Raw genomic sequence first — 24504 nt, 5'->3', positions numbered from 1 at the left:
CAAGGCCTTGCGCACAGGAAACCATCCATGAACAGTCCCCATATCCGCGAACAATGGCAGGTGCTGGCCGACGGCCTGTCGCTGCGTACCCGCGCGTTCATAAACGGCCAGTATGTGGATGCCGTATCGGGCGCTACCTTCGACTGCATCAGCCCGATTGACGGGCGCGTGCTTGGGCGGATCGCCGACGGTGGTCAGCTTGACATCGATCATGCGGTAGCGGCGGCGCGGCGCAGCTTCAACGCCGGTCATTGGGCAGGCTTGAAGCCGGTCAAGCGCAAGCAGGTATTGCTGAAGCTGGCGGCCTTGGTAGAGGCGCATGCCGATGAGCTCGCCCTGCTGGAAACGCTGGACATGGGCAAGCCGGTGGCGCAGGCACGGCAGGTGGATGTCGGCGGGGTGATCCGCTGCATCCAGTGGACCGCCGAAGCAGTGGACAAGCTCTATGGCGAAGTCGCCCCGACCGGCGCCAACGAACTGGGCTTGATCACCCGCGAGCCGCTGGGCGTGATCGGCGCCATCGTGCCGTGGAATTTTCCGCTGCTGATGGCGGCATGGAAGATCGCTCCGGCACTGGCCGCAGGCAATTCCGTGGTGCTGAAGCCTTCGGAGAAGTCGCCATTGAGCGCTCTGCGTTTTGCCGAGCTGGTGAGCGATGCCGGCGTTCCAGATGGTGTTTTCAACGTGGTGCCCGGCAGTGGCAAGGGCGCAGGTGAGCCTCTGGCGCTGCATATGGATGTGGACGGTTTGGTGTTCACCGGCTCCACTGCGGTGGGCAAGCGGTTGCTGCAATGTGCGGGCTTGTCGAACATGAAGCGCGCCTACATGGAATGCGGTGGCAAGAGTCCGAACATCGTGTTTGCCGACGCGCATGATCTGGACAAGGCAGCAGAGGCGGCGGCCAACGCCATTTTCTACAACCAGGGCGAGGTGTGCACGGCAGGTTCGCGTCTGTTGGTGGAGCGCTCAATCAAGGATGCGTTTGTCGCCAAGGTAATCGAGCACGGCCGGCATATGCAGCCTGCGCATCCATTTGAGCCGAAAGCGGCAATGGGCGCGATGGTGGATGAGGCGCAGACCACGCGTGTGCTTGGCTATGTGGAGAAAGGCACCTCGGAAGGCGCGCGGCTGTTGCTGGGCGGCAAGCGTGCAGAAGTCGTTGCTGGCGGGTGTTACATCGAACCAACGGTATTCGATGAAGTCAGCCCGCTACAAAGCATCGCCCGCGAAGAGATATTCGGCCCGGTGTTGTCGGTGATTGCCTTCGATGGAGAGCAACATGCCTTGCAACTGGCCAATGACACCGAGTACGGCCTGGCGGCTGGCGTGTGGACGCGCGATATTTCGCGCGCGCATCGGGTTGCACGCGGCCTGCGTGCAGGCAGCGTATGGGTGAACTATTGGGATGGCGGCGACATGACCGCGCCGTTTGGTGGTTACAAGCAATCGGGCAACGGTCGCGACAAGTCATTGCATGCCTTCGACAAGTACACCGAGATGAAGGCAACCTGGATAAATCTCGAAGGCTGACCGCCCCCTCCCTTTCGCGTAGCGAAGGGGAGGGCTGGGGAGGGGTTGGCTGTTGAGCTTCGGCGCTGACGTTTGAAGCCTTACAAGCAACAGCAAAAGCCAACCCCCTCCCAACCTCCCCCTTGGCTGCGCCAAAGGGGAGGGGCGATGCATGCAGTTTTGCTCCCTCCCCTTGGCCGTGCCAAAGGGGAGGGGCAGCTGTCAGTCCTTCTCCTGCGCAACAACCGCGCCAGTTGTCGGATCCAGCCGCACCTCGACCTTCTCGCCGCTGGCAGTCTTGCCCTTGGCCTTCCACATGCCGTCATCCAGCTTCACATCGCTGACGCCTGTGTAACCTGCGCTGGAAAGCTGCGCGCGGATATCCGCCTCGCTCAACTGCGACACGGCTTTGTCCGGATAGACGGTGCCATTACGTGGATCAAGTTTTACATCAACCTGCTTGCCATCAGCGCTGGTCGCGTCGGCTTCCCACATGCCGTCCTCGAACTTGACGTCTTTGACGTTGGTATAGCCCTGCGCTTCCAACTGCGCGCGTACCTGCGGCGCGGTCAATGCATCCTGGGCCTGGGCTTGGGCGATGCCGCTGCCAGCCAATGTCAGTGCGGCTGCAATCAAGGCAGTACGTAGCGGTCGGTTGTTCATTGGTCTGCTCCTTGGGGTTTCATCGCGCTTCTGGCGCGGAACCAACCCTAACGGCGGCAACCTGTATCGATCCGTGAATTGCTGCTGCGTAGTGCGGCGGCTGCTGGATACGGTTAATCGATGTATACGTGAACGTAAAAAAGTGTTTTCAGAACGTTCACCCCATTCGTGGAGGATGCGTGGGCCAGCGCACAACAACAAGCAGCTGTAGTGCCGAGCCATGCTCGGCAAGGGGCCTCGCCCGTAGGCTGCCCGCTTGCAGGTTTGTAGGAGCGACGTCAGTCGCGAAGCCGATACACCATCTGATCGCAGCGATACTTGCTTCTGATGTGATGCATGCTTCGCGGCTTACGCCGCTCCCACAAGGCCTCACCTGGGTTTGTAGTCAGGTGCCCGGCAACGTTCCATCAGCCGTCAGTCATCGCCACGCTTGCGCAGCTGGCCGGCAAAACGATCCAGCCACTGCGCAAAGCCCTGCAGTACCGCGCCACCCTTGTCCTTGAGCCCAGCCAGCTCGGCTTCCAAGCGCTCGCGGCGGGTGGATTCCCCTTCATTGCTGGGCAGCGGTGGCAGGATGTGGGCGAAGTAGGTGTCGCCCAGGAACTTGTGCAGCAAGCGTTCGCCGATGAAGGGCTCGCCGTTGTTGAGTGCGCGCGCACCCTTGAGCAGGTTGCGGATGTCGTACTGGGTGGGGCTGAGATCGGGCACCTGCTTGGGCAGGTCGAGCAGGCTATAGACCGCGATGCGTGCGGTACGTACCGAGCTCTCCATCGTGAATACCACGTCGTTGGCGGTTTCCACGAACTGGCCAACCAGGGCGAGATTGGTGCTGCCGGCTGGCACCACATGCGGGCGGTCACCCGCTGCGCGTGGCATGAACTGGGCGGTGATGTACGGCATCAACGCCAGGCGCACCTTGGTATGCGGAACGATGGCGTCGAGCTGGTCGGCGATGCCCAGGTGGTGGCACAGCTCGGCTACGATCTCGCGCCCGTTGCACTCCGGCATGGTCTTCTTGACGAAGTTGCCGGGCTGGTCCATCAACAGCGCGTATACCCACATCACCACCGTGTCCTTGGGCTGGCCGGGGAAATGTGGCTGACGGTTGATGGTGACGCTTAATACCCAGTTGGAATCGGTGAAGGTGATGATGCCGCCGGTAGCGGTGCGCCCCGAGGTGGGATCGTTGACCGAGAGCTCACGCAGCTTGTCGACCAGCGGCGATGGCTTGCAGGTGAGGGTTGCCGACTCCCACATCGAGCGATCGATGTCGCCGCAGAACTTGTCGGGTTTGCCGAATACCGGCGATTGGGTAGCGAGGTTTCGCCACAGGCCCCAGCTGCTGCCTTCGGCCGGACCGCCGTGGCGCTTCTTCAACACCGGCACGGTGTCCAGATCACCATACGCGGTGTCCTCGGTCATCGAGCCGGTCAGCGCGATCACCAGATCACGCGGGGCGACGGTGAGGCGACCTTCGCCGTCGTTGCCGCGTGTGTGCAGGGCGGTGACGGTGCGCTGCTCGCCCTGCACATCGAAGTCCATGTCCAGCACCTGCATGCCGAGTTTTACCTGCACCCCCTTCTCACGTAGCAGCTTGATCAGCGGGGTGACGAAGGTGTCGTACTGGTTGAACTTTGGGAAGACCAAGGCCGACATATCGCCAAAGCCGTCTATGGCATCGAGGAAACGATGCATGTAAAGCTTCATCTCCAGCAGGCTGTGCCAGTTCTCGAAGGCGAACATGGAGCGGAACAGGAACCAGAAATTGCTGGCAAGGAAGCCTTCGCTGAAATGATCCTCGATGGTCAGGTCATCGAGTTGGTCCTTGCGCTTGAGCAGCAGGCTCACCACTTCCCATTGCTGCTTGCGGCTCAGGCCGAAGCGGGTGAAGTCGGGTAGCACCTGGCCCTGTTTGTGCATCAGCCGCGACTTGGACCAGTTTGGGTCGGCATCGTTGGCCAGCCGGTATTCGTCCAGCACGCTGAAGCCTTCCGGCAGCTCCAGCGCAGGCACGTCCTGGAACATGTCCCAGAGGTTGTCGTAGTTCCAGTTCATCTCGCGGCCGCCGCGCACGATGTAGCCGTCCTCGGCATTACCGGCGCCATCCAGCGAGCCGCCCTCGATGCCGGCGCCTTCGATGATGGTGATGTTCTCGCCCGGCATATGGCCGTCGCGGATCAGGTAGAACGCCGCTGCCATGCCGGCGATGCCGCCGCCGACGATCCACGCCTTGCGCGTCTGGATGCCCTCGGTCGGCAGTGGTTTGAAACGCTGGTAGTTGCCGACCATGTCCGGTGGCGGCAGCGTGTTGAGGGGTGTGTTGTGCCAGTAGCGGGCGGTGGCGTCGGCTTCGTGCTCGAAACGTGGGTTGGGTTCAGTCATGAGGTTCTCCGGTCTGTGGGGGGAGGTGCACAACGAAGCGTCCCAGCCTAAACAGCGATTGGGCTGGACGGGTTACATATCCGTGAATTGGGGGAACTGCAGGGTGTGATCGTGCGTGAGGCACGATTGAGGGATCAGTGTCGGCAACGCGCACTTTCCTGCAGCAGTGCCGTGCGCAATGCGTCGCGGTCGCGCTCGCTCACTGCGTTCTGGAAATAGTTGACGTCGCGCCGGCTCAGTTTGCAGGGGTCGACTTCGTAGCCGGGCGGCCAGAAACCAAGGTAGTTCGCCACGCCCTGGATCATCTGCCTCGGGCTCATCTGCGGCTTCAAGCGGAAGTAGCGTGGCGCATGTCGAAATGCAGGGTCTTGGTTGAGGCGCCGAAACGGTTGCTGGGCGAAGCTGTCGGCGGTCAGTGGGTTGCCACCAATGGCGCCTTCGGCAAGGGTCAGGTTCAACGGTGCCGGGGCTGGAGCTGCTGCCTGCGCCGAGGTCGGGAGCGGTTGCTGATCGGTCGCTGGCCGGGAACGGGATCTTGCTGAACCCCTCGTTCTGGTGGTTTGCGCAGTTGCGCGCGGGGTTTGCAGGGTGGGTGCTGCGCTCGGAGGGCGCGGCACCCAGCGCAGGCTGGTACGCGGTCCCGCGTCGGGCGAGCTCGGCTGGCGTGGCTGCAGCAGCCATAGCGCGAGGGCTGCATGGACTGCGACGACGGTAATGGCGGCGCTCAGGTGGGCGAGCGGGTGTCGGAATCGTCCGGAAGTGGTCGCCATCGGCAATGCATCCATGCGGGGGGCGATGCTGTGACCGCCATCTGTGCCAATAGTTTCCTGCTCTCAAAGAAATAACGGCGGCGGCGTCAAGCAACGGTGTCGGCTGCAACCAAATGGCGGCCGCTGCGGTGCTGCATGGCAGACTGCGGCCACTATTTCCTCTGTTACGACCATGTCGACCGCCGCCAGCTCCGCCCCTCTGAATTCCCCGCGCCGCGTACTGGCGGCCAGCCTGATCGGCACCACCATCGAGTTTTTTGACTTCTACATCTACGCCACCGCGGCGGTGCTGGTGTTTCCCAAGCTGTTTTTCCCGGAAAGCAGCAATGACGCCGCGCTGCTGCAGTCGTTGGCGACCTTCGCGGTAGCCTTCATCGCGCGGCCGGTGGGCTCGGCGGTGTTCGGGCATTACGGTGACCGGATCGGGCGCAAGGCCACGCTGGTGGCGGCGCTGCTGACGATGGGCCTGTCGACGGTGGCGATCGGCCTGTTGCCGACCTATCACGACATCGGGGTGGTCGCGCCGCTGTTGCTGGCCTTGTGTCGTTTCGGGCAAGGGCTGGGGCTGGGCGGCGAATGGGGCGGGGCAGTGCTGCTGGCGACCGAGAATGCGCCACCGGGCAAGCGTGCCTGGTACGGCATGTTCCCGCAGTTGGGTGCGCCGCTGGGCTTCCTGCTGTCGGCCGGCACCTTCCTGCTGTTGGGGCGGGTTCTGGACGACGCCAGTTTCCTGGCCTGGGGTTGGCGCGTGCCGTTCATTGCCAGTGCGCTGCTGGTGATCGTCGGTCTGTGGGTGCGTTTGAACATCCGCGAGACACCGGATTTCCAGAAGGCGTTGGATCAGGGCCAACGGGTACGCCTGCCGATGCGCGAGGTGCTGGTATCCCACGGCTTTGCGGTGGTTGTCGGCACCTTGGCGGCGTTTGCCACCTTCGTGCTGTTCTACCTGATGACAGTGTTCACGCTGGGTCATGGCACCTCGACTCTGGGTTATGCGCGCGAGGACTTCCTGCTGCTGCAGATGGTCGGCATCCTGTTCTTCGCTGCCGGCATACCGCTGGCTGCGCTATATGGCGATCGTCATGGCACGGTCAAGGCGATGTTGTGGGCGACGCTGGGCATCTTCGTGTTCGGTCTGCTGTTCCAGCCCTTGTTCCAGGCGGGGCATCCGTTGCAGGTGCTGTTGTTCCTGTCGCTGGGCCTGTTTTTGATGGGTCTGACCTACGGGCCCTGCGGCACCATGCTGGCCAGCCTGTATCCGGTGCAGGTGCGCTATACCGGCGCGTCGCTGTCGTTCAATCTGGCCGGCATTCTGGGCGCTGCGCCCGCACCCTATGCGGCAACCTGGTTGGCCGGGAAATTCGGCATTGCTGCCGTTGGCGGCTACCTGTGCATCACCGCCGTGGCAACGGCGTTGGCCTTGCTGGCCATCAGCCGTTGGCAACGGAAGGGTGCCGCAGGGACGCCGTAAGTCGCGACTATTGCCGGTCCCACACAAGACCGGCGACGTGTGCGCCTTGCGGCGTTCCTGCAGCGATAAAAACGCAGGAACGGCGGGGAGGGGATATCTGGGGGGATGTCTGCAGCCTCGCCGTTCCTGCAAAGCGATTCAGCGGAACAGGCGCTTCAGCGTACGTCCCAGCCAGCTGCCTTCCTGATGATCCTTGGCGAACTGGTTGAGGTGCCGCTTGACGTGCTCGGCATAGGCCTTGTCGTCACCGCGGATATGGTTGAACAGCCAGCGTGACAACATGTTGCGCAGCTCGTCGGTGACGTCTTCGCCGGACTGGAAGCGCATGCGGTACTCGGAGACGCGCTTGCCAAACACCTCATGCACACGCTTGTGCGCGGCGCAGAACGGGTAGCCGGCCTCTTCCATCAGCTCTTCTTCGAAGGCGAAGTGCGACATGGTGTAGTCCACCAGTTCGTCGATGACTTCAGCCACGGCGACCTGCTCCAGGCTTTTCTGGGCGACGTGAAGGTGGTTGAGCATCTCCACGATGCGCATGTGCTGATGGTCGATGACCTCCACACCCGTATTGAGATCGTCCTGCCAAATCAGTAGTGCCACCGCCACTTCTCCCTCGTGTGCTTTGAGCTGCACTGTAGGGAGCGGGTCGGGCAGGCGCGTTGATCTGGATCAATGCCTGCAGCGAGGCGTCGATTTCATTCAGATATCAGGGTGATGGGCTTCAGTGTGTATCGGCGCTGCAGACGCGGTTGCGTCCGCCAGCCTTGGCCAGATACAGCTGACGGTCGGCTTCGGTGATCAGCTGATGCAGGTTGCCGCTGCGCAGTGGCATGCGGCAGACGCCGATGCTGATCGTCATGCTCAGGATGTTGTCGCCGAACGGGAGTTGTAGATCAGCCACTGCTTGGCGCACCTTCTCGAAGTGGGCGGCACTGGTGGCAGCGTCCATGCCGCTGACCATCAGGCAGAACTCCTCGCCGCCAAAGCGCGAGCTGATGTCCTGACTGCGGGTATTGGCTTGCAGCACCGAGGCGACGGCACGGATGGCCTGGTCGCCGGCTTCGTGACCGAGGCTGTCATTGATGTGCTTGAAGTGGTCGATGTCGACCATGGCCACGGCGACCATGCCGCCGTTGTTGACCGCACCCAGATGGCGCTGGCTCTGCTCGAGGAAGCTGCGGCGGTTGGGCAGGCCGGTCAGGAAGTCACGCGTGGCCAGATCCTGCAATGTGCCGATCAGTTCCAGCTGGTCCACGTTCTGCGAGACACGGCAGAAGAACTCTTCGCGCGAGAACGGTTTGCGCAGGAAATCGTTGGCGCCGTTCTTGAGGAAGCGCGGTATCAGCGACGGGTCCGAATTGCCGGAGATGCCGATCACCGCCACCTTGTCGCGCGCACGCAGCGCACGTAGCCGTCGGGTCAATTCCACGCCTTGCATGCCGGGCATTTCCTCGTCGACGATGACCAGACGAATCGCCGGGTCGGCCTCGATCGCGCGTAGCGCCGAGTGACCGTCGTCGGCTTCGATGACGTGGTAGCCGTACATGGTCAGCAGGGCGGAGGCGTAGGCGCGGGCCGAGGGTGAGTCGTCCACCACCAAGGCGGCGATGCGGCGGTTGCGTTCCATGCGCTGCACCAGCCAGACCAGATAGTCGATGCTGCCTGGCGTGTTCTTCAACACGTAATCGATGATCTGCTGCTGCAGCACGCGCTTGCGCAGGTCCTCGTCATAGACGCTGCTGACCACGATGGTCGGCAGGCCGCGATTGACGAAGTATTGCACCACCTGATCGCGGTCACCGTCGGCCAGCACCAGCCCGGTCAGGACCAGGAACCAGCCATCCTCGCGATCCAGCAGCTCACCGGCCTCGGCCAGGCTGGAGGCCACGCTGACAGGCAGCTCCAGCCGTTGTTCGATGGCCTCGCGCAGCATCGTGGTGAAGGTGCGTGAGTTCTCCACCAGCAGGATGCGCTGGGGCAGGGGCGCGATCGACGGACTGTCGAAGGCGGCCTGTGGCGTACTGGCTACGGTGGCGAGGGATGGGAGCATCGGAAGGTGTAGCGGCGGCAAGCGTAAGAACTTGAGCGGAAATCGGCAATGACCGGGCTCGACCGGGCGAAGCAAGCTGTTTCCAATCCCAGCTGCTGATTTGTCACTCCCGGCTTCACATCACCACAACAGATCCCGCAGCTTGTACCAGGACATTGCAGCCACCAGCATCGGCATGCGCAAGACCTTGCCGCCGGGGAATACACCGTGCGGGATACGTTCGAATACATCCAGCCGTTGCGCCTGGCCGGCAATGGCGGCGGCAATCACTTCACCGGCCAGACCGGTGCTGGCCACGCCGTGGCCGGAAAAACCCTGCGCGAAGTACACGTTCGGGGTGATCCGGCCCCAATGCGGGGCGCGGTTGCGGGTGATGTCGATATAGCCGCCCCACACGTATTCCATCTCCACGTCAGCCAACTGCGGGAATACCCGCCGCATGCGCCGGGTCATGCTGGCACGCAGGCCTGGCGGCGGCAGTGCCGAGTAATTGGCCTGGCCGCCAAACAGCAGGCGGTGATCGCGGCTGAGCCGGAAGTAGTCCAATGCCCAGTTCACATCGGCCACAGCCATGTCATTGCGAATCAACGCCTTGGCACGACCGGCGCCCAGCGGCTGGGTGGCGCCGATGTAGGTGCCGACCGGCATCATCCGGGTTTCCAGTTCGGGCGCGATGTCCTGCAGCCAGGCGTTGCCAGCCAATACGACGAAGTCGGCGTCGACCCGGCCATGAGTGGTGATCAATGCAGGCTGCGGGCCGCGTTCCAGCCGGATGACCGCCGATTGCTCGTGGATGGTCACTCCGGCGGCCTCTGCAGCCTGGGCCAGGCCCTGCGCATAGGCCAGCGGATGCAGATGGCCGCTGGCGGCGTCATAGACCGCGCCCAGATAGCGTTCGCTGGCCAGTTCCTGCTGCAGGCGCGGCCGATCCCACCATTCCAGCGGGTAGTCGTAGCGCTGCGCCATGCGCTCGATGTCGCTGCGCAGGGCGCGTTCCTGGCGCGGCTGGATCGGCACGCTGGCATGGCCGTCGCGCCAGTCGCAGTCGATGCCGTGTCCGGCGATGCGCTGCTTGAGCATGTGCATGCCATCGCGCGAGAAATCGAACAGCAGGCGTGCATCGGCATCGCCTACCAGCGCCTCAAGCGTGTCCTGCTCGCAGCCGTAGCCAACGATGGCCTGGCCGCCATTGCGGCCTGAGGCACCCCAGCCGACGCGCTCGGCCTCCAGTACGGTGACCTTGTAGCCTTTTTCGGCCAAGGCCAGCGCGGCGGTCAGGCCGGTATAGCCGGCGCCGAGCACGGCCACGTCGGCGCGCGCCTGCCCACGCAGGGGCGCACGTAGCGGAAGTTCGGGTTGGCTGGCGGCGTACCAGCTCGGGGGATATACGGATGCAGCGGCGTCCACGGACATCAGGCCGAATCAGGGGCGGGAAGTGTAACGACCCCGGCGTGTGCGGCGTGCGCATGCCGGTGAAGAATATGTGTAGTGTGCCCTGCGTTACTTGAATGCTGGATGGCGCTTGGTTGCCTAAACAGCGAGGCAGGGGTAGCGTGCTGACACGTCTCATGAGCTTTACCCATGGCCAGTCTGCCGCTGGTCGGCTTGCCTACCGACAGCAAACCGATCGGGTCCCATCCGTTTCTTGTTGTTGGCGAAAAGTATGTGCGCGCCGTTGTTGACGGCGCGCAGGCCACGCCACTGCTGCTGCCGTTGTTGCAGCCGCCGCTGCCGGCCGAGGCTTGGCTGGCGACGCTGGATGGTCTGCTGCTGACCGGTGCAACCAGCAATATCGAGCCGCACCACTACGATGGCGGCGACAGCTGGCCGGGTAATCCGCATGATCCGGCGCGCGATGCCAATGTGTTCGGGCTGATCCCGCAGGCACTGGCGCTGGGCATGCCGATACTGGCCATCTGCCGTGGTTTCCAGGAGGTCAATGTCGCCTTTGGCGGCAGCCTGCATCCGAAAGTACATGAAGTACCCGGGCTGGCTGATCATCGTGAAAACCCAGCGTCATCGTTGGAAGTGCAATATGGGCCTGCGCACACGCTGCACTTGAGCCCGGGCGGTTTGCTGGCCGACATCGCCGGCAGCGGCGAGGTGATGGTCAACTCGGTGCACGGACAAGGTGTTGCCAGACTCGGCGAAGGCCTGCAGGTTGAGGCCCGAGCGCCGGACGGGCTGATCGAAGCGTTTCGTGGCACTGGCCCGTCGTTCCTGCTCTGCCTGCAGTTCCACCCGGAGTGGCGGGTTACCGAAAACCCGTTCTATCTGGGCATTTTCCAAGCCTTCGGCGAGGCCTGTCGCCGCTATCGGTTACACAAACAAGTTGGTTCCCCATGACTTCGCGCCCCCGCACCCGCAGCCGTAAAACCGCCACCGCCGTCCAGGAAGAAAGCCTGCTGCTGCGCTGGCTCAAGGAGCGGCACATCACCGAGGTCGAATGCCTGGTGCCGGATATCACCGGCAACGCACGCGGCAAGATCATCCCGGCCGACAAGTTCTCGCACGATTACGGCACGCGCCTGCCAGAGGGCATCTTCGCCACCACGGTGACCGGCGAATACCCTGACGATTACTACGAGCTGACCTCGCCGGCCGACGCGGACATGATCCTGCGCCCGGACCCGGACACCGTGCGCATGGTGCCGTGGGCTACCGATCCAACCGCGCAGATCATCCACGACTGCTACACCAAGAGTGGCCAGCCGCATGAGCTGGCACCACGCAATGTATTGCGGCGCGTCTTGGCTGCGTATGAGGAGCTTGGGCTGAAGCCGGTGGTTGCGCCGGAAGTGGAGTTCTTCCTGGTGCAGAAGAACACCGATCCGGATTTCCCGCTGCTGCCGCCTGCTGGCCGCTCCGGTCGCCCGGAAACCGCACGTCAGTCGTATTCGATCGATGCGGTCAATGAATTCGATCCCATCCTCGATTTGATGTACGACTATTGCGACACGATGAAACTGGACGTGGACACCTTGATCCACGAATCCGGCGCCGCGCAGCTGGAGGTTAATTTCACCCATTCCGACGCGATGTCGCTGGCCGATCAGGTATTCCTGTTCAAGCGCACCATGCGCGAGGCGGCGCTGCGCCACGGCATCTATGCCACCTTCCTGGCCAAGCCGATGGAGACCGAACCCGGCAGCGCCATGCACATCCACCAGAGTTTGGTGCGCATTGCCGATGGCCGCAATGTGTTCGCCGGCCACGCCGAAGGCGAGTACAGCGAAACCTTCGACAACTACCTGGCTGGCCTGCAGAAGTACGTGCCGGCGGCGATGGGCTTCTTCGCCCCGAACGTGAACTCCTATCGCCGGCTGGTGTTTGGCGAGGTATCGCCGAGCAATGTGGAGTGGGGCTTCGACAACCGCACCTGCGGCCTGCGTGTGCCGATGGACAGCCTGGAGAACAACCGCGTGGAGAGTCGCTTTGCCGGCTCCGACGCCAATCCCTATCTGGCGATGGCGGCTACGCTGGCCTGCGGCCTGCTGGGCATCCGCGAGAAGCTGACGCCGACCACCCCGATCAGCGGCAACGCCAAGGAACTGGGCTACGAACTGCCGCGCTCGCTGGGCGAGTCACTGGATGCGCTTGAGGGCTGCGAAGCCCTGCAGGAGTTGCTGGGGCGCCGTTTCTGCCGTGCCTATGTTTCGGTCAAGCGCAAGGAATACGAGACCTTCTTCCGCGTGATCAGCTCCTGGGAGCGCGAGTTCCTGTTGCTGAATGTTTGATCGGCACAGATATTGTGGGAGTGGCGTAGGTTTGTAGGAGCGGCGTAAGCCGCGAAGCTCGTAGGCTGTCAGGTCGCGGGTATCTCTGGGGCTGAGCCTATGTCAGCTTCGCGGCTCACGCCGCTCCTACGGCTTGTCTCCCTCCCTTTTGCGCAGCAAAGGGGAGGGTTGGGGAGGGGTAGGCCTTGCTCCGGCTGTTGCGGCAGTGGCTTCGCGGCTCACGCCGCTCCCACAACCAGCAACCCACCTTCTACACACGAAGCCGCCGCAGATGGGACAATATGCCCACCTCCCGGCTTGGCCGGTCCCCCATACCGCTCCCGGATCACACTGGAGAACCCATGAATCTGCGCATTCTGACCGTTGGTGTCGCCATTTCCCTGCTTGCTGCCTGCGGCGGCAAGGAACCCGGCGCCAAGCCCGCTGAAGGCGGCGAGGCCAAGGTCCTCAATGTCTATAACTATTCGGACTACATCGCCGAAGACACCATTCCGAACTTCGAGAAGTCGACCGGCATCAAGGTCACCTACGACGTGTTCGACAGCGACGAGATGGTCGAGACCAAGTTGCTGACCGGTGACAGTGGTTACGACATCGTGGTGCCGACGCTGAACTTCTTCGGCCGCCAGATCCAGGCCGGTGTGTTCCTGCCGCTGGACAAGAGCAAGATCCCGAACCTGGCCAACCTCGACCCGGCAGTGATGCAGCGCATCGCCGGCCAGGACCCGGGCAACCAGTACGGCGTGCCGTACATGATGGGCAGCACCGGCATCGGCTACAACGTGGCCAAGCTGAAAGAGCGTTTTGGCGGCAGCGCCGAGATCGCCAACAGCTGGGACCTGGTGTTCAAGCCGGAAAACATCGCCAAGATGAAGGATTGCGGCGTGACCCTGCTGGATACCCCGGCCGACATGATCCCGGTGGCCCTGCATTACCTCGGCGAAGATCCGCACAGTGCTGACCCGGCCGTGCTGCAGAAGGCGGCTGACTTGCTGAAGTCGATCCGCCCGTACGTGCAGAACTTCCACTCCTCGCAGTACGTGGGTTCGCTGGCCAATGGCAGCACCTGTCTGGTGGTCGGCTGGTCGGGCGACATCATCCAGGCCCGCGACCGCGCCGAAGAGGCCAAGAACGGCGTCGAAGTGGCGTATTCCATCCCGAAGGAAGGTGCACCGCAGTGGTTCGACATGCTGGCCATCCCCAAGGACGCCAAGCACCCACAGAACGCCTACGCCTTCATCAACTACCTGCTGGAGCCGGAGGTAGCGGCCAAGAACACCAACGTGACCCACTACGCCAACCCGGTGAAGTCGGCTACCTCGCTGGTTGATCCGGCCATCCGTGACGACAAGACCATCTATCCGGCCGAGGATGTGGCTGCCAAGATGTTCACCTATGCGATCAACACCCCGGAGACGGACAAGCTGTACACCCGTCTGTGGACCGAGGTTAAGACCGGTCGTTGATTTCCGGCAGGTTTAGCGCCTGAATCTTTACAACGCCTCCCTCTTGCAGGGAGGCGTTGTTGTTTGTGGCGTTCGCGGCGTGTCGGTTGCCAGTGGGGAAGACAAGGCCGGGCTTGTCTCCCTCCCTTTGGCGCAGCCAAGGGGAGGGCTGGGGAGGGGTGCTTTGCAGCTCAGCCTCCGGCCTTTGCAGCTCCAGGAGCAACAGCAAAAGCCACCCCCTCCCAACCTCCCCCTTGGCTGCGCCAAAGGGGAGGGGCGCCCCAACCGCCACAGCCAGCGGTGTCGCCAGCAAAATCAGGGGGCTACACTACGCGCGTTTGTTCATCTGCCTGCTTCCGGAGCCCTACATGCCCGTTGACGCCAAGCCAGAGGCCATCGCTTTGAACAGCGAGCCCGGCTACCTGTCCATCCGCGATCTGCGCAAGGAATTCGATGGTTTCGTCGCCGTCGATGACGTCAACCTTGATGTGCGCAAGGGCGAGATCTTTGCATTGCTGGGCGGTTCGGGCAGCGGCAAGTCCACCTTGCTGCGCTGCCTGGCCGGCTTTGAAACCCCGACCAAGGGCACGATCCTGCTCGACGGCCAGCCGATCACCGCGCTGCCGCCGTACGAGCGGCCGATCAACATGATGTTCCAGTCCTATGCGCTGTTCCCGCACATGACGGTGGAGCAGAACATCGCCTTCGGCCTGAAGCAGGACGGCATGGCCAAAGACGCCATCACCCGCCGTGTCGGCGAGATGCTGGAGCTGGTGCAGCTGCAGAAGCTGGGCAAGCGCAAACCGCACCAGCTTTCCGGCGGCCAGCAGCAGCGTGTGGCCCTGGCCCGCTCGCTGGCGAAGAGCCCGAAGTTGCTGTTGCTGGACGAGCCGATGGGCGCGCTGGACAAGAAGCTGCGCTCGAAGATGCAGCTGGAGCTGGTCAATATCATCGAGCAGCTCGGCGTGACCTGCGTGATGGTCACCCACGACCAGGAAGAAGCCATGACCATGGCCACCCGCATCGCGGTGATGGACCAGGGCTGGATCCAGCAGATCGGCAAGCCGGATGACATCTACGAGCAGCCGGCCAACCGTTTCGTCGCCGGCTTCATCGGCTCGGTGAATTCCTTCGAAGGCGTGATCGACGAGGATCTGCCCGAATACGTCACTGTGCGCACCGCCGACTTCCCGGCGCCGATCTACGTCGGCCACGGCATCACCGGCTACGAAGGCCAGCCGGTAGCCTTCGCGCTGCGTCCGGAGAAGGTGCATATCGCCAAGGAAGAACCGGAAGGTGACACCAACAAGGCGTTTGGCGTGGTCGAGGACATTGCCTACTTCGGCAGCCACTCGGTCTACCACGTGCGTCTGCCCAGTGGTGCCAAGATCCTGTCCAACTTCGCCAACATGAAGCGCTGGGACAGTGACGGCATCACCTGGAACGATGAAGTGTGGGTGTCCTGGGACGACAACGACGGCGTGGTGCTGACCTCATGAGCGCGACTACTCCACTCACCAGCGGTTGGCGGCGTTGGCTGCCGGGTGCGCGCGCGGGTGTGATCGGCGTGCCGTATCTGTGGCTGTTGCTGTTCTTCGCGATCCCGTTCCTGATCGTGTTGAAGATCTCCTTCGCCAAGATGGCGGTGGCGATGCCGCCGTATACCTCCATCGTGGAATACGTGGACAGCGCGTTCACGGTCAATCTCAACCTGGGCAACTACACCGCGCTGTTCACCGACAGCCAGTACATAGTGGCCTACCTGAGCTCGATCAAGATCGCGGTGATCTCCACGTTGCTGACCTTGTTGATCGGCTACCCGATGGCCTACGTGATCTCGCGCATGTCGCCGTCGGCGCGAAACATCGCGATGATGCTGGTGGTGCTGCCGTCGTGGACCTCGTTCCTGATCCGCGTCTATGCCTGGATCGGCATCCTCGACAGCAATGGTCTGATCAATCGAACCTTGATGAGCATCGGTGTGATCGACGAGCCGATACGCATGCTCTACACCCCGTTCGCGGCCTACGTCGGGATCGTCTACTGCTATCTGCCGTTCATGGTGCTGCCGCTGTACGCCAACCTGGTCAAGCTCGACAATCGCTTGTTGGAAGCGGCCTACGACCTCGGCGCCAAGCCCTGGCAGGCATTCCTGCGCATCACCTTGCCGCTGTCGCGCAGCGGCATCATTGCTGGTTGCATGCTGGTGATGATCCCGGCGGTGGGTGAATTCGTGATCCCGGAAATGCTCGGTGGCCCGGATACGCTGATGATCGGCCGGGTGCTGTGGGGCGAGTTCTTCAACAACCGCGACTGGCCGCTGGCCTCGGCGGTGGCGATCGTGATGCTGATCCTGCTGCTGATCCCCATCATCATCTTCAACCGTTCGCAGCAGCGTGAGCTGGAAGGGAAGCTGGCATGAGCATGACCCGGCGTAGTTCCTGGTTGGGTTGGAGCGTTCTGCTGCTCGGCTTCGCCTTCCTGTACCTGCCGATCCTGTTGCTGATGGTGTACTCGTTCAACTCCTCGCGGCTGGCGACGGTATGGGCGGGCTTCTCCACGCAGTGGTACGGCGAGTTGTTCCGCGACCGGCAGCTGCTGCAGGCGGCCTGGATCAGCATCAAGATCGCGTTCTGGACCGCCTCGGCTTCGATGGTGATCGGCACCATGGCGGCGATGGCGATGACGCGCTTCAAGCGTTTTCCCAGCAAGACCATCTTTGGTGCGCTGGTGACCGCGCCGCTGGTGATGCCGGAAGTGATCATCGGCCTGTCGATCCTGCTGATGCTGGTGTCGATGGGGGGACTTTTCGGCCTGCCGTCCAAGGGCGTTGTGGCGATCTGGATCGCGCATGTGACCTTCACGATTTCCTTCGTCACGGTGGTGGTGTCCTCGCGCCTGCAGGAGCTGGACCGTTCGCTGGAGGAGGCGGCGATGGACCTGGGTGCCAACCGGCTCAAGGTGTTCTTCCTGATTACCTTGCCGATCATTGCCCCGGCGCTGCTGTCCGGCTGGCTTTTGGCCTTCACCTTGTCGCTCGATGACGTGGTGATTGCCAGCTTCGTCGCCGGCCCCAGCTCGACCACGCTGCCGATGAAGATCTTCGCCTCGGTGCGCATGGGTGTAAGCCCGAAGATCAACGCGCTGGCCACGCTGATGGTGCTGGCAGTATCGACGGTAGCGGTCTTGGGTTGGTGGATATCGGCCCGCGCCGACAAGCGACGCCAGCGCGACATGCAGCTGGCGCTGCAGGAAAACGGCTGAGAGGTACTGTAGTGCCGAGCCATGCTCGGCAGAGGCTTCACCAGCAATGCCCATGTAGTGCCGAGCCATGCTCGGCAGAGGCTTCACCAGCAATCCATCATCAATTGTGGGAGCGGCGTAAGCCGCGAAGCTGGTGATTCATCAAATCGCCACGATTTGGGTGATCTCAACATTGCCAGCTTCGCGGCTGACGTCGCTCCCACAATGATGGGAGTGGCTGATGGATCCTTGGTAAAAGCCCCTGCCGAGCATGGCTCGGCACTACAGGGCTGCTTGGGATTTACCTGCGCGCAACATTCGCGGCGCTACCATTCCTGCATTCGTTGAATGCAGGTGAGTCCATGGCGTCGTATCAGACTATCAATCCCTTCAATGGCGAGATCGTGCGCACGGTCGAGCTGCTGACTGCTGCCGCGATCGAACAGCGTCTGGCTTCAGCTGAATCGGCGTTCCCACACTGGTCGGCATTGTCGCTGCAGCAGCGCGGCGACTATCTGCGCAAGGTCGCAGCAGTCCTGCGTGAGCGTCGCGACGAGATCCAGCGCGTAATGACTTCCGAGATGGGCAAGTTGCGCCGTGAGGCCTTGGCCGAGATCGAGAAGAGCGCCGTCGGTTGCGAGTACTACGCTGACCACGCTGCCGACTACCTGAAGCCGCAGCCGATCCCAACCGAAGCCCAGCGCAGCTACGTCATCTACCAACCTGTCGGTTGCGTGATGGCGGTGATGCCGTGGAATTTTCCGATCTGGCAGGTGATCCGCTTCCTTGCCCCAGGCTTGATGGCTGGCAATGTCGCCCTGCTCAAGCACGCCAGCAATGTGCCCGGCTGTGCGGATCTGCTGCGCGAGGTTGTTGCTGCTGCCGGCATTCCGGACGGTGTGTTCGACGTTCTGCATATCGACAACGATCAGGCGGCGGACGTGTTGCGTGATCGGCGGATCAAGGCGGTTACGCTGACCGGTAGCGAGCGCGCAGGGCGGTCGATCGCGGCGAACGCCGGTGACCAGCTGAAGAAGTGCGTGATGGAACTGGGTGGCAGCGATGCCTTCGTGGTGCTGGATGACGCCGATCTGGACCTTGCTGCGGCTGCGGCAGTGCGGTCGCGTTTCGACAATGCTGGCCAGACCTGCATCGCGGCCAAGCGCTTCATCCTGGTCGACTCCATTGCTGATGCTTTCGTGCAGCGTTTCGTCGAAGCTGCGCAGACGCGTGTTTACGGCGATCCGCAGGAAGATGCGAGCACGCTCGCGCCGATGGCGCGCGCTGACCTGCGCGAGGAACTGCACAAGCAGGTGCGCGCCAGCATCGACAAGGGTGCAAAGGTGCTGCTGGGTGGCGAAGCGGTTGCCAGCAGCAACGCAGGCTACCAGGCCACGATTCTGGACAACGTTGGGCCCGGCATGCCGGCATATGACCAGGAGTTGTTCGGGCCAGTGGCGGCCATCATCCGGGTCAAGGACGAGACCGAGGCCGTGCGCGTCGCCAATGACACCAGTTTCGGTTTGGGTGGCAGCGTATGGACACGCGACGTGCTGCGCGGCGAAAACGTTGCCGTGCAGCTGCAATGCGGCGCGGCCTTCGTCAATTCAGTGGTGAAGAGCGATGCGCGGTTGCCATTCGGCGGCACCAAGCGATCTGGATTCGGGCGTGAGTTGGCGGGGCCGGGTATTCATGAGTTCATGAACATCAAAACGGTCTATGTGGCCTGACGGCAGAGGTTGTAGGAGCGGCGTGAGCCGCGAAGCTGGCAACCCTTAAGCGCCCACGAAAACCTGCAACTGCAGTGACCCAGATTGCAGGCTGGGCAGCGTTTTGACGATCAGTAGCTTCGCGGCTTACGCCGCTCAGACATGGGCTGCTAGTAAAGCCTCTGCCGAGCATGGCTCGGCACTACGGATGCAGCTCCCTCCCTTTGGCCGAAGGCCAAGGGGAGGGTTGGGGAGGGGTAGCGCTCTGCGGCTTCCGATCTTGCAGTGGCTTCGCGGCATACGCCGCTCCTACAAAGGGCGCCGCCGCTCCAATCACCCAAACGGCTGGTCGATGGACCGGCTCTGCGGGGTCATCAGCGCGGCACCGTCCTCGGTGACGTAGAGGATGTCTTCCAGGCGCACGCCGAAGCGGTCGGGGATGTAGATGCCGGGTTCGTCGCTGAAGGTCATGCCCGGTTCCAGCAAGTGCTTGTTGCCGCGTACCAGGTAATCCCATTCGTGCATGTCCAGGCCAATGCCATGGCCCAGACGGTGGCTGAAATAGCGGTAGTCCGGGCCGTAGCCGGAATCGCTGATCACCTTGCGGGCAGCTGCATCCACATCGCCCATCGCCACGCCCGGGCGTGCGGTATTCAATGCCGCCGTCTGTGCCTTCAACACGATGTCGAATACCTTGCGGATCTCGTCGTTGGGCTGGCCCAGCACCACGGTGCGGGTGATGTCGCTGGTATAGCCACCGGCGCGGCAGCCACCGTCGAAGATGATTGGCGTGCCTTCGACCAGGTGCTGCGGTTTGTCCGAGCCATGTGGTGAGGCGGTGTACTTGCCGACGTTGACGCTGGCATCGCCATTCAGGCCGGTACGCGCGTAGGCCATGGCCAGCAGGCCGCTGATGTCCTGCTCGGTCATGCCCGGCTTCAAGGCCTTCCAGACTGCTTCATATACCGCCAGCGTGGCTTCATTGGCCAGCTTCATCAATGCCAGCTCGGCCGCACTTTTTACCCGCCGGCAGCCGGATACCACCGGCCATGCTGGTACGACCTTGGCCTGCGGCAGAGCATCGGCAATGCCCTTGGCGCGGAAGTAGGGCACGGCTTCTTCCATGCCCAGCGTGCCGGTGGCAAGGCCCATGTCACGCAGCACCTTGGCGACCAGGGCGTAGGGGTCCTCATCTTCCTGCCAGCCGCGCACATCGTTGCCGAGCTTGATCTGCTCCAGCGTGCGTACGCGCTCGAACTCCGGTGTCACGTAGACCGGCTCGCCCTTGCGCGGCAGGATCACCCCGGTAAGGCGTTCGCTGTCCCACCAATGCATGCCGGTGAAATAAGTCAGCGAGCTGCCAGCGCCAATGAACACCGCATCGATGCCGTGCTCGGCCATCAGTCGCTGGGCCTTGGCCACGCGCGCGATGCGCTCGTCATTGCCAATTGGTACAACCTGCGCAGCGACTGATTTCAGGGCGCGCATTGATTCGGGCAAGGCGTTGTCGTTGCTGCTGGCAGTCTGCGCCGATGCCAGTTGCGACAACGGCAGCGCGGCGGCGCTTGCAATCAGCGTGTTGCGCAGGAAATTACGGCGTGCAGGATTGGAGTGGTCGTGCTGCATGGTTGCTCTCTCGAAAGACGAAGTGGCTGATCAAAGCCAGCCGGAACGTTTGAACAGGCGGTACAACACCACGCAGATCACGCCGACGCCAAGCATCAGCAGCGGATAGGCGAAGCGCCCGGCCAGTTCCGGCATATGCGCGAAGTTCATGCCGTACCAGCTGGTGACCAGGGTTGGTGCAGCCAACAGCGCTGCCCAGGCACCGAGCTGCTTGACCGTCTCGCCCTGCGCCAGCGTCACCAGCGACAGGTTGACGCTCAGCGCGGTGCCCAGCATTTCGCGCAAGGTGTCGATGGCTTCGTTGACACGGGCGGCGTGGTCCTGCACATCGCGCAGATAGAGCCGCACTTCTTCGTTGATCAACTGCGCCTGGTTGCGCTGCAGCTGGGCCAGGGCATCCTGCAGTGGCGCAACCGCCAAACGCATCTTGTTGAGCTCGCGCTTGAGTTCATACAGGCGGATCACCGTGCGCCGCTCATAGGTGTCGGCGAAGATGTTTTTCTCCAGCAGGTCCAGGGTGTCGCGGAAGCTGTCGGTGATCGGCAGGTAATGATCGACCACCGCATCCAGCACCGAGTACAGGCAGAACGAGGGGCCCATCGCCAGTAGCTCGGGCTCCTGCTCCAGCCGCGCGCGCACTGGCGCATACGACAACGAGGCGCCGTGGCGGACCGTCACCAGGAAGCGCGGGCCGAGGAAGGCATGGGTTTCGCCGTAGCGGATGCGCTCATCCACGACCTGGGCGGTGTGCACCACCACGAACAGGGAATTGCCGTAGGTTTCGATCTTGGGCCGCTGGTGCGCCTTGCGGGTGTCTTCGATCGCCAGTGGATGCAGGTCGAATTCTTCCTGCACCTTGTCCAGGATGGCGTCACTGGGCTCGTACAGGCCGACCCAGACGAAGCCCTTGGCATCATCGGCGAGCACGTCGCTGATGCTGTCCAGGTCCAGCGGGCGCTGTGTGCCGTCGGCACCGTACCAGGTGCAATTGATCACGCAGGCCGGGTTGGCCTGGGCGGGAGTTGGAGTGATGCCGGTAGTCATCCCGGCATCGTGCCTCAGCTGGCCGGTAACGCCAAGCTGCGGCGCCCCAAGATCAGTGCCAGTGCGACGTGGATGGGCAGCAGCAGCACGATCCACTGCATGTTGAACTGCGCCTGCAGCGACAGCCAATGCAGCGGCAACGCCAGCAGCGCAATGCCGGTCATCAGCCACAGGACGACCCTGAACCAGGCGCGCGGTTGACGCCCGCGCAGCAGACTCCATGCGCCGGGAATCAACAACAGCGCTAGCGGGCTGAGCAGCAGCAGGTTGCGGTTGGCCCAGGCGGCTTGGTGTTCGCTGAAGCCCCACAGGAAGGTCAGCAGGCCACCGGCAACGCCGCAGAACAGCCAGAACGGCAGGGCAAGGCCGCCAATCAGGCGTGGCTTGCGGCGTGCGGCGTACAGCGCAGCGGCGACGGCAAGACCGACCAGCAACCACGGCCACCAGGAGCGCTGTTGTTCTTTTGGTTCGGGCGGCAGACGTTGCGGCAGCAGTTCCTGCTCGGCCTGTACCAGCGGCCGGCCTTCGCTGTTGCGCACCTCGCGCAGGCTGTCGGCCAGACGCATGGGGACGAAGGCTTCCTGCCAGCGCGACAGTGGCTGGTCGGCATTCGGGCCCAGGCCGATGTCAAAGCCCAGCCACATCCACAGCGAAGGCGAGGCCAGTCGCACCGACTCGCTGCGGTAGCTGTTGCCACGCGAGCGGCCGGCCAGCTGCGATTGCAGCGCGCCGCCCATGGCCTGGTCCAGGCTGTCGCGCACCATGGTGGCGCAGTTGGCGGTGAAGTAGTCGTAGCGGTAGCGCGCGTTCTCGGGCTTGGCCCGTTCGGCCAGCGCATCGGCCAGTCCCTGTGCCTGTGTCGGCGGCAGGTCCAGCCACTGGATGTTTGCGCCGCGGCCAACGCTCTCGTACTGCGCCAGGTCCTGCTCCAGCGGCAGTGCGACCAGGTAATACATCATTTTGCCGCGCACGAAGTTGCCGATGAAATCCGGCTCGGACGGATCGAAGAAGCCAAAGTTGTACGAAGTTGCCCGCCCCGTTACCGGGTCCAGTACCACCAGTGCGTCGTGGCCGAAACGCTCGAAGAACACTTCGCCCGGCAGCATGGTCACCACGCCGATGCGCGGTGCCGGGTGGGTGCTGGTTTCGCTGGGTTGGTTGGCGACCGGTTGTGCGCTGCTGGCCATCGCGGCCAGCAGCAGGAACAACGACGCAAACGCGGACAGCAGCCGCGGCAGGCGCAGGGTGATCAAGCTTCGTCCTGGTCTTCAGGTGGCAGGATGGTGACGTGGAAGGCCTGCACGCGACGCGCATCGGCCTTGGCCACCCGGAACACGAAGCGCTCCAGGGTCAGCTCATCGCCGATTTCCGGCAGATGGCCGACGGCTTCAGTGACCAGCCCGCCGATGGTGTCGTAATCATCATCGGAGAACTCGGCGCCGAAACGCTCGTTGAAATCGCCGATGGTGGTCAGCGCATCCACCACATAGCGGCCATCGGCGAGGATGGCGATCTGCGAGGTGTGGTCTTCGGTCTCGTCGTGCTCGTCGTCGATCTGGCCGACGATCTGCTCCAGCACATCCTCGATGGTGACCAGGCCGGCGACGCCGCCGTACTCGTCCACCACGATCGCCATGTGGTTGCGCGAGAGCCGGAACTCCTTGAGCAGCACATTGAGCTTCTTCGATTCGGGGATCAGCACCGCAGGACGCAGCAGCTCGCGCACGCTGGCATGGCTGTTGTCGGCGACCACGCCGCGCAGCAGGTCCTTGGCCAGCAGGATGCCGAGGATGTCGTCCTTGTTCTCACCGTGTACCGGGAAGCGCGAATGGCCGGAATCGACCACCTGCTTCATCAGCTCGATGAAAGGCCGGTCCACCGCCAGCGACACCATGTGCGAGCGCGGGATCATCACGTCGCCGACGGTCAGCTCGGCCACCGAAATGGCGCCTTCCATCATCCGCAGGGTGTCTGCGGCGATCAGGCCGTCCTGCTGTGCCGTCTGCAGGATGCCAACCAGCTCGTCGCGGGTGTGGGGTTCGCTGGAGAACGCCGAACCCAGGCGCTCCAGCCAGCTACGTTTCTTCTCGCCGTTGTCGGGCGAGGTACTACTGTCGTCTTCAGACATCTCTTGGTTTGACTGCACCCGGCAGGCCGGGCGGTGCCGACAAGTCTAGCAGGATGTTTGCCGCGGTCTGTTCAAGCTGGCGGCGGGTTGGGGGTCTGCACGCTTGGGGCTACCGGCGGTACGTCAGCCGGGGTTTCGGCCGGCTTGGCGGGTGCGGGCGGGGCTTCTCCCTCGGCGGGCAGGTCCAGGCTGTAGGTGCAGCCGGCCAGGGTTTTGCCCGGATGGGATTTGACCGTGGACACGCCCAGGATCACCGATTCGATCAGTGCCTCGCCGGTCTTGGCGTCGTTGACGTCGCGGCTGACCAGCTCGCGTCCGGCCATGAACTTGTCAGGGGCGTCGTAGCCGGTTTCCAGCTCCAGCTGTTTGGCCAGCGGGCGCGGATCGGGCATGTCGAGGACGGCGATGATGGTGCCGCCGGCCATGGCGATATGGTCGGCGCTGTGCCCGAACACCGCGATCGGAGTGTTCAGCATGTACTCGGCCATGAACAGGTTGCCCTGCGGCAAGGGCCGCCATCCCAACGCTATCGCTTTCAGTGGGTCATTGGCGATGGGTGCCAGTGCAGCGAACTCGCTGACGCTTTGTCGGCACTCGATCAGGGCGGGCAGGTCGATGGTGGGCTGGGCGCGAGCCGAACCGGCAGCGAGGAGTAGTAGCGGTAGCAGGCAGCTTGAGCGCACGGCATTCATTCGGTGAAGTCCTGATGCCGATGATAGCGGCATCG

General features: G+C 63.1%; 20 protein-coding genes. 9 read left to right on the top strand and 11 right to left on the bottom strand.

Annotation, left to right across the window (positions count from 1 at the left end):
- Positions 1-27: 27 nt before the first annotated feature.
- Complete coding sequence (locus tag ACVOLZ_RS07430) at positions 28-1530, top strand: aldehyde dehydrogenase (protein WP_481515616.1); 1503 nt, start codon at positions 28-30, stop codon at positions 1528-1530.
- Between the two features lie 201 nt (positions 1531-1731).
- Here ACVOLZ_RS07430 and ACVOLZ_RS07425 read toward each other — a convergent pair whose 3' ends face one another.
- From ACVOLZ_RS07425 to ACVOLZ_RS07415, 3 genes are all read right to left on the bottom strand, one after another.
- The gene (locus ACVOLZ_RS07425; protein ID WP_481515615.1) at positions 1732-2172 is read right to left on the bottom strand and encodes a PepSY domain-containing protein; all 441 of its coding nucleotides are present in this window, start codon (positions 2170-2172) and stop codon (positions 1732-1734) included.
- A gap of 414 nt (positions 2173-2586) precedes the next feature.
- Positions 2587-4554 (bottom strand): oleate hydratase, encoded by a 1968-nt coding sequence (locus tag ACVOLZ_RS07420; RefSeq protein ID WP_481515614.1) that lies wholly within the window; start codon positions 4552-4554, stop codon positions 2587-2589.
- Between the two features lie 134 nt (positions 4555-4688).
- A complete protein-coding gene (locus ACVOLZ_RS07415) occupies positions 4689-5012 on the bottom strand; it encodes a hypothetical protein (protein ID WP_481515613.1) in 324 nt (107 codons plus the stop codon).
- A gap of 484 nt (positions 5013-5496) precedes the next feature.
- Here ACVOLZ_RS07415 and ACVOLZ_RS07410 point away from each other — a divergent pair, with 484 nt between their 5' ends.
- A complete protein-coding gene (locus ACVOLZ_RS07410; protein WP_481515612.1) occupies positions 5497-6795 on the top strand; it encodes an MFS transporter in 1299 nt (432 codons plus the stop codon).
- A gap of 138 nt (positions 6796-6933) precedes the next feature.
- On the opposite strand, the gene ACVOLZ_RS07405 is transcribed toward ACVOLZ_RS07410, so the two are convergent.
- The 3 genes from ACVOLZ_RS07405 to ACVOLZ_RS07395 all read right to left on the bottom strand — a co-directional run bounded on the left by ACVOLZ_RS07405 (position 6934) and on the right by ACVOLZ_RS07395 (position 10258).
- Entirely contained in the window at positions 6934-7395 is a 462-nt protein-coding gene (locus ACVOLZ_RS07405; protein ID WP_481515611.1) for a bacteriohemerythrin, read from the bottom strand.
- 121 nt (positions 7396-7516) lie between these two features.
- Positions 7517-8845, bottom strand: coding sequence for a GGDEF domain-containing response regulator (locus ACVOLZ_RS07400; RefSeq protein ID WP_481515610.1), 1329 nt, complete (start codon positions 8843-8845; stop codon positions 7517-7519).
- A gap of 120 nt (positions 8846-8965) precedes the next feature.
- Positions 8966-10258: an NAD(P)/FAD-dependent oxidoreductase gene (locus tag ACVOLZ_RS07395; RefSeq protein WP_481515609.1), complete on the bottom strand. Its 1293-nt coding sequence runs from the start codon at positions 10256-10258 to the stop codon at positions 8966-8968.
- A 168-nt stretch (positions 10259-10426) separates the two neighbouring features.
- Between ACVOLZ_RS07395 and ACVOLZ_RS07390 the strand changes: the two genes are divergently transcribed.
- From ACVOLZ_RS07390 to ACVOLZ_RS07360, 7 genes are all read left to right on the top strand, one after another.
- Positions 10427-11191, top strand: a complete 765-nt coding sequence (locus tag ACVOLZ_RS07390) for a gamma-glutamyl-gamma-aminobutyrate hydrolase family protein (protein ID WP_481515608.1) — start codon at positions 10427-10429, stop codon at positions 11189-11191.
- On the top strand, positions 11188-12582 hold the full coding sequence (locus ACVOLZ_RS07385; protein WP_481515607.1) for a glutamine synthetase family protein: 1395 nt from the start codon (positions 11188-11190) through the stop codon (positions 12580-12582). Before ACVOLZ_RS07390 ends, ACVOLZ_RS07385 begins: the two co-directional genes overlap by 4 nt.
- Positions 12583-12923: 341 nt before the next feature.
- Positions 12924-14048: a polyamine ABC transporter substrate-binding protein gene (locus ACVOLZ_RS07380; RefSeq protein WP_481515606.1), complete on the top strand. Its 1125-nt coding sequence runs from the start codon at positions 12924-12926 to the stop codon at positions 14046-14048.
- Between the two features lie 347 nt (positions 14049-14395).
- Positions 14396-15526: an ABC transporter ATP-binding protein gene (locus ACVOLZ_RS07375; protein WP_481515605.1), complete on the top strand. Its 1131-nt coding sequence runs from the start codon at positions 14396-14398 to the stop codon at positions 15524-15526.
- Entirely contained in the window at positions 15523-16449 is a 927-nt protein-coding gene (locus ACVOLZ_RS07370; protein WP_481515604.1) for an ABC transporter permease subunit, read from the top strand. The genes ACVOLZ_RS07375 and ACVOLZ_RS07370 overlap by 4 nt, the downstream gene beginning before the upstream one ends.
- Positions 16446-17291: an ABC transporter permease subunit gene (locus tag ACVOLZ_RS07365; RefSeq protein WP_481515603.1), complete on the top strand. Its 846-nt coding sequence runs from the start codon at positions 16446-16448 to the stop codon at positions 17289-17291. Before ACVOLZ_RS07370 ends, ACVOLZ_RS07365 begins: the two co-directional genes overlap by 4 nt.
- 341 nt (positions 17292-17632) lie before the next feature.
- Positions 17633-19000 carry an NAD-dependent succinate-semialdehyde dehydrogenase gene (locus ACVOLZ_RS07360; RefSeq protein WP_481515602.1) on the top strand — a complete coding sequence of 456 codons (1368 nt, stop codon included), beginning with the start codon at positions 17633-17635 and terminating at the stop codon, positions 18998-19000.
- Positions 19001-19312: 312 nt separating this feature from the next.
- On the opposite strand, the gene ACVOLZ_RS07355 is transcribed toward ACVOLZ_RS07360, so the two are convergent.
- From ACVOLZ_RS07355 to ACVOLZ_RS07335, 5 genes are all read right to left on the bottom strand, one after another.
- Positions 19313-20605, bottom strand: a complete 1293-nt coding sequence (locus tag ACVOLZ_RS07355; protein ID WP_481515601.1) for a M24 family metallopeptidase — start codon at positions 20603-20605, stop codon at positions 19313-19315.
- A gap of 30 nt (positions 20606-20635) precedes the next feature.
- Complete coding sequence (locus ACVOLZ_RS07350) at positions 20636-21649, bottom strand: magnesium and cobalt transport protein CorA (RefSeq protein WP_481510848.1); 1014 nt, start codon at positions 21647-21649, stop codon at positions 20636-20638.
- Between the two features lie 14 nt (positions 21650-21663).
- A complete protein-coding gene (locus tag ACVOLZ_RS07345; protein WP_481515641.1) occupies positions 21664-22836 on the bottom strand; it encodes a lipoprotein N-acyltransferase Lnb domain-containing protein in 1173 nt (390 codons plus the stop codon).
- Positions 22837-22898: 62 nt separating this feature from the next.
- The gene (locus tag ACVOLZ_RS07340) at positions 22899-23777 is read right to left on the bottom strand and encodes an HlyC/CorC family transporter (RefSeq protein WP_481515600.1); all 879 of its coding nucleotides are present in this window, start codon (positions 23775-23777) and stop codon (positions 22899-22901) included.
- Between the two features lie 71 nt (positions 23778-23848).
- Complete coding sequence (locus ACVOLZ_RS07335) at positions 23849-24469, bottom strand: hypothetical protein (protein ID WP_481515599.1); 621 nt, start codon at positions 24467-24469, stop codon at positions 23849-23851.
- Positions 24470-24504: the final 35 nt, after the last annotated feature.

It is taken from the genome of Stenotrophomonas sp. STEN020, from assembly GCF_056760195.1.
The sequence above is the reverse complement of the archived record's forward strand: the minus strand, read 5'-3'. Positions and strand labels throughout refer to the sequence as shown.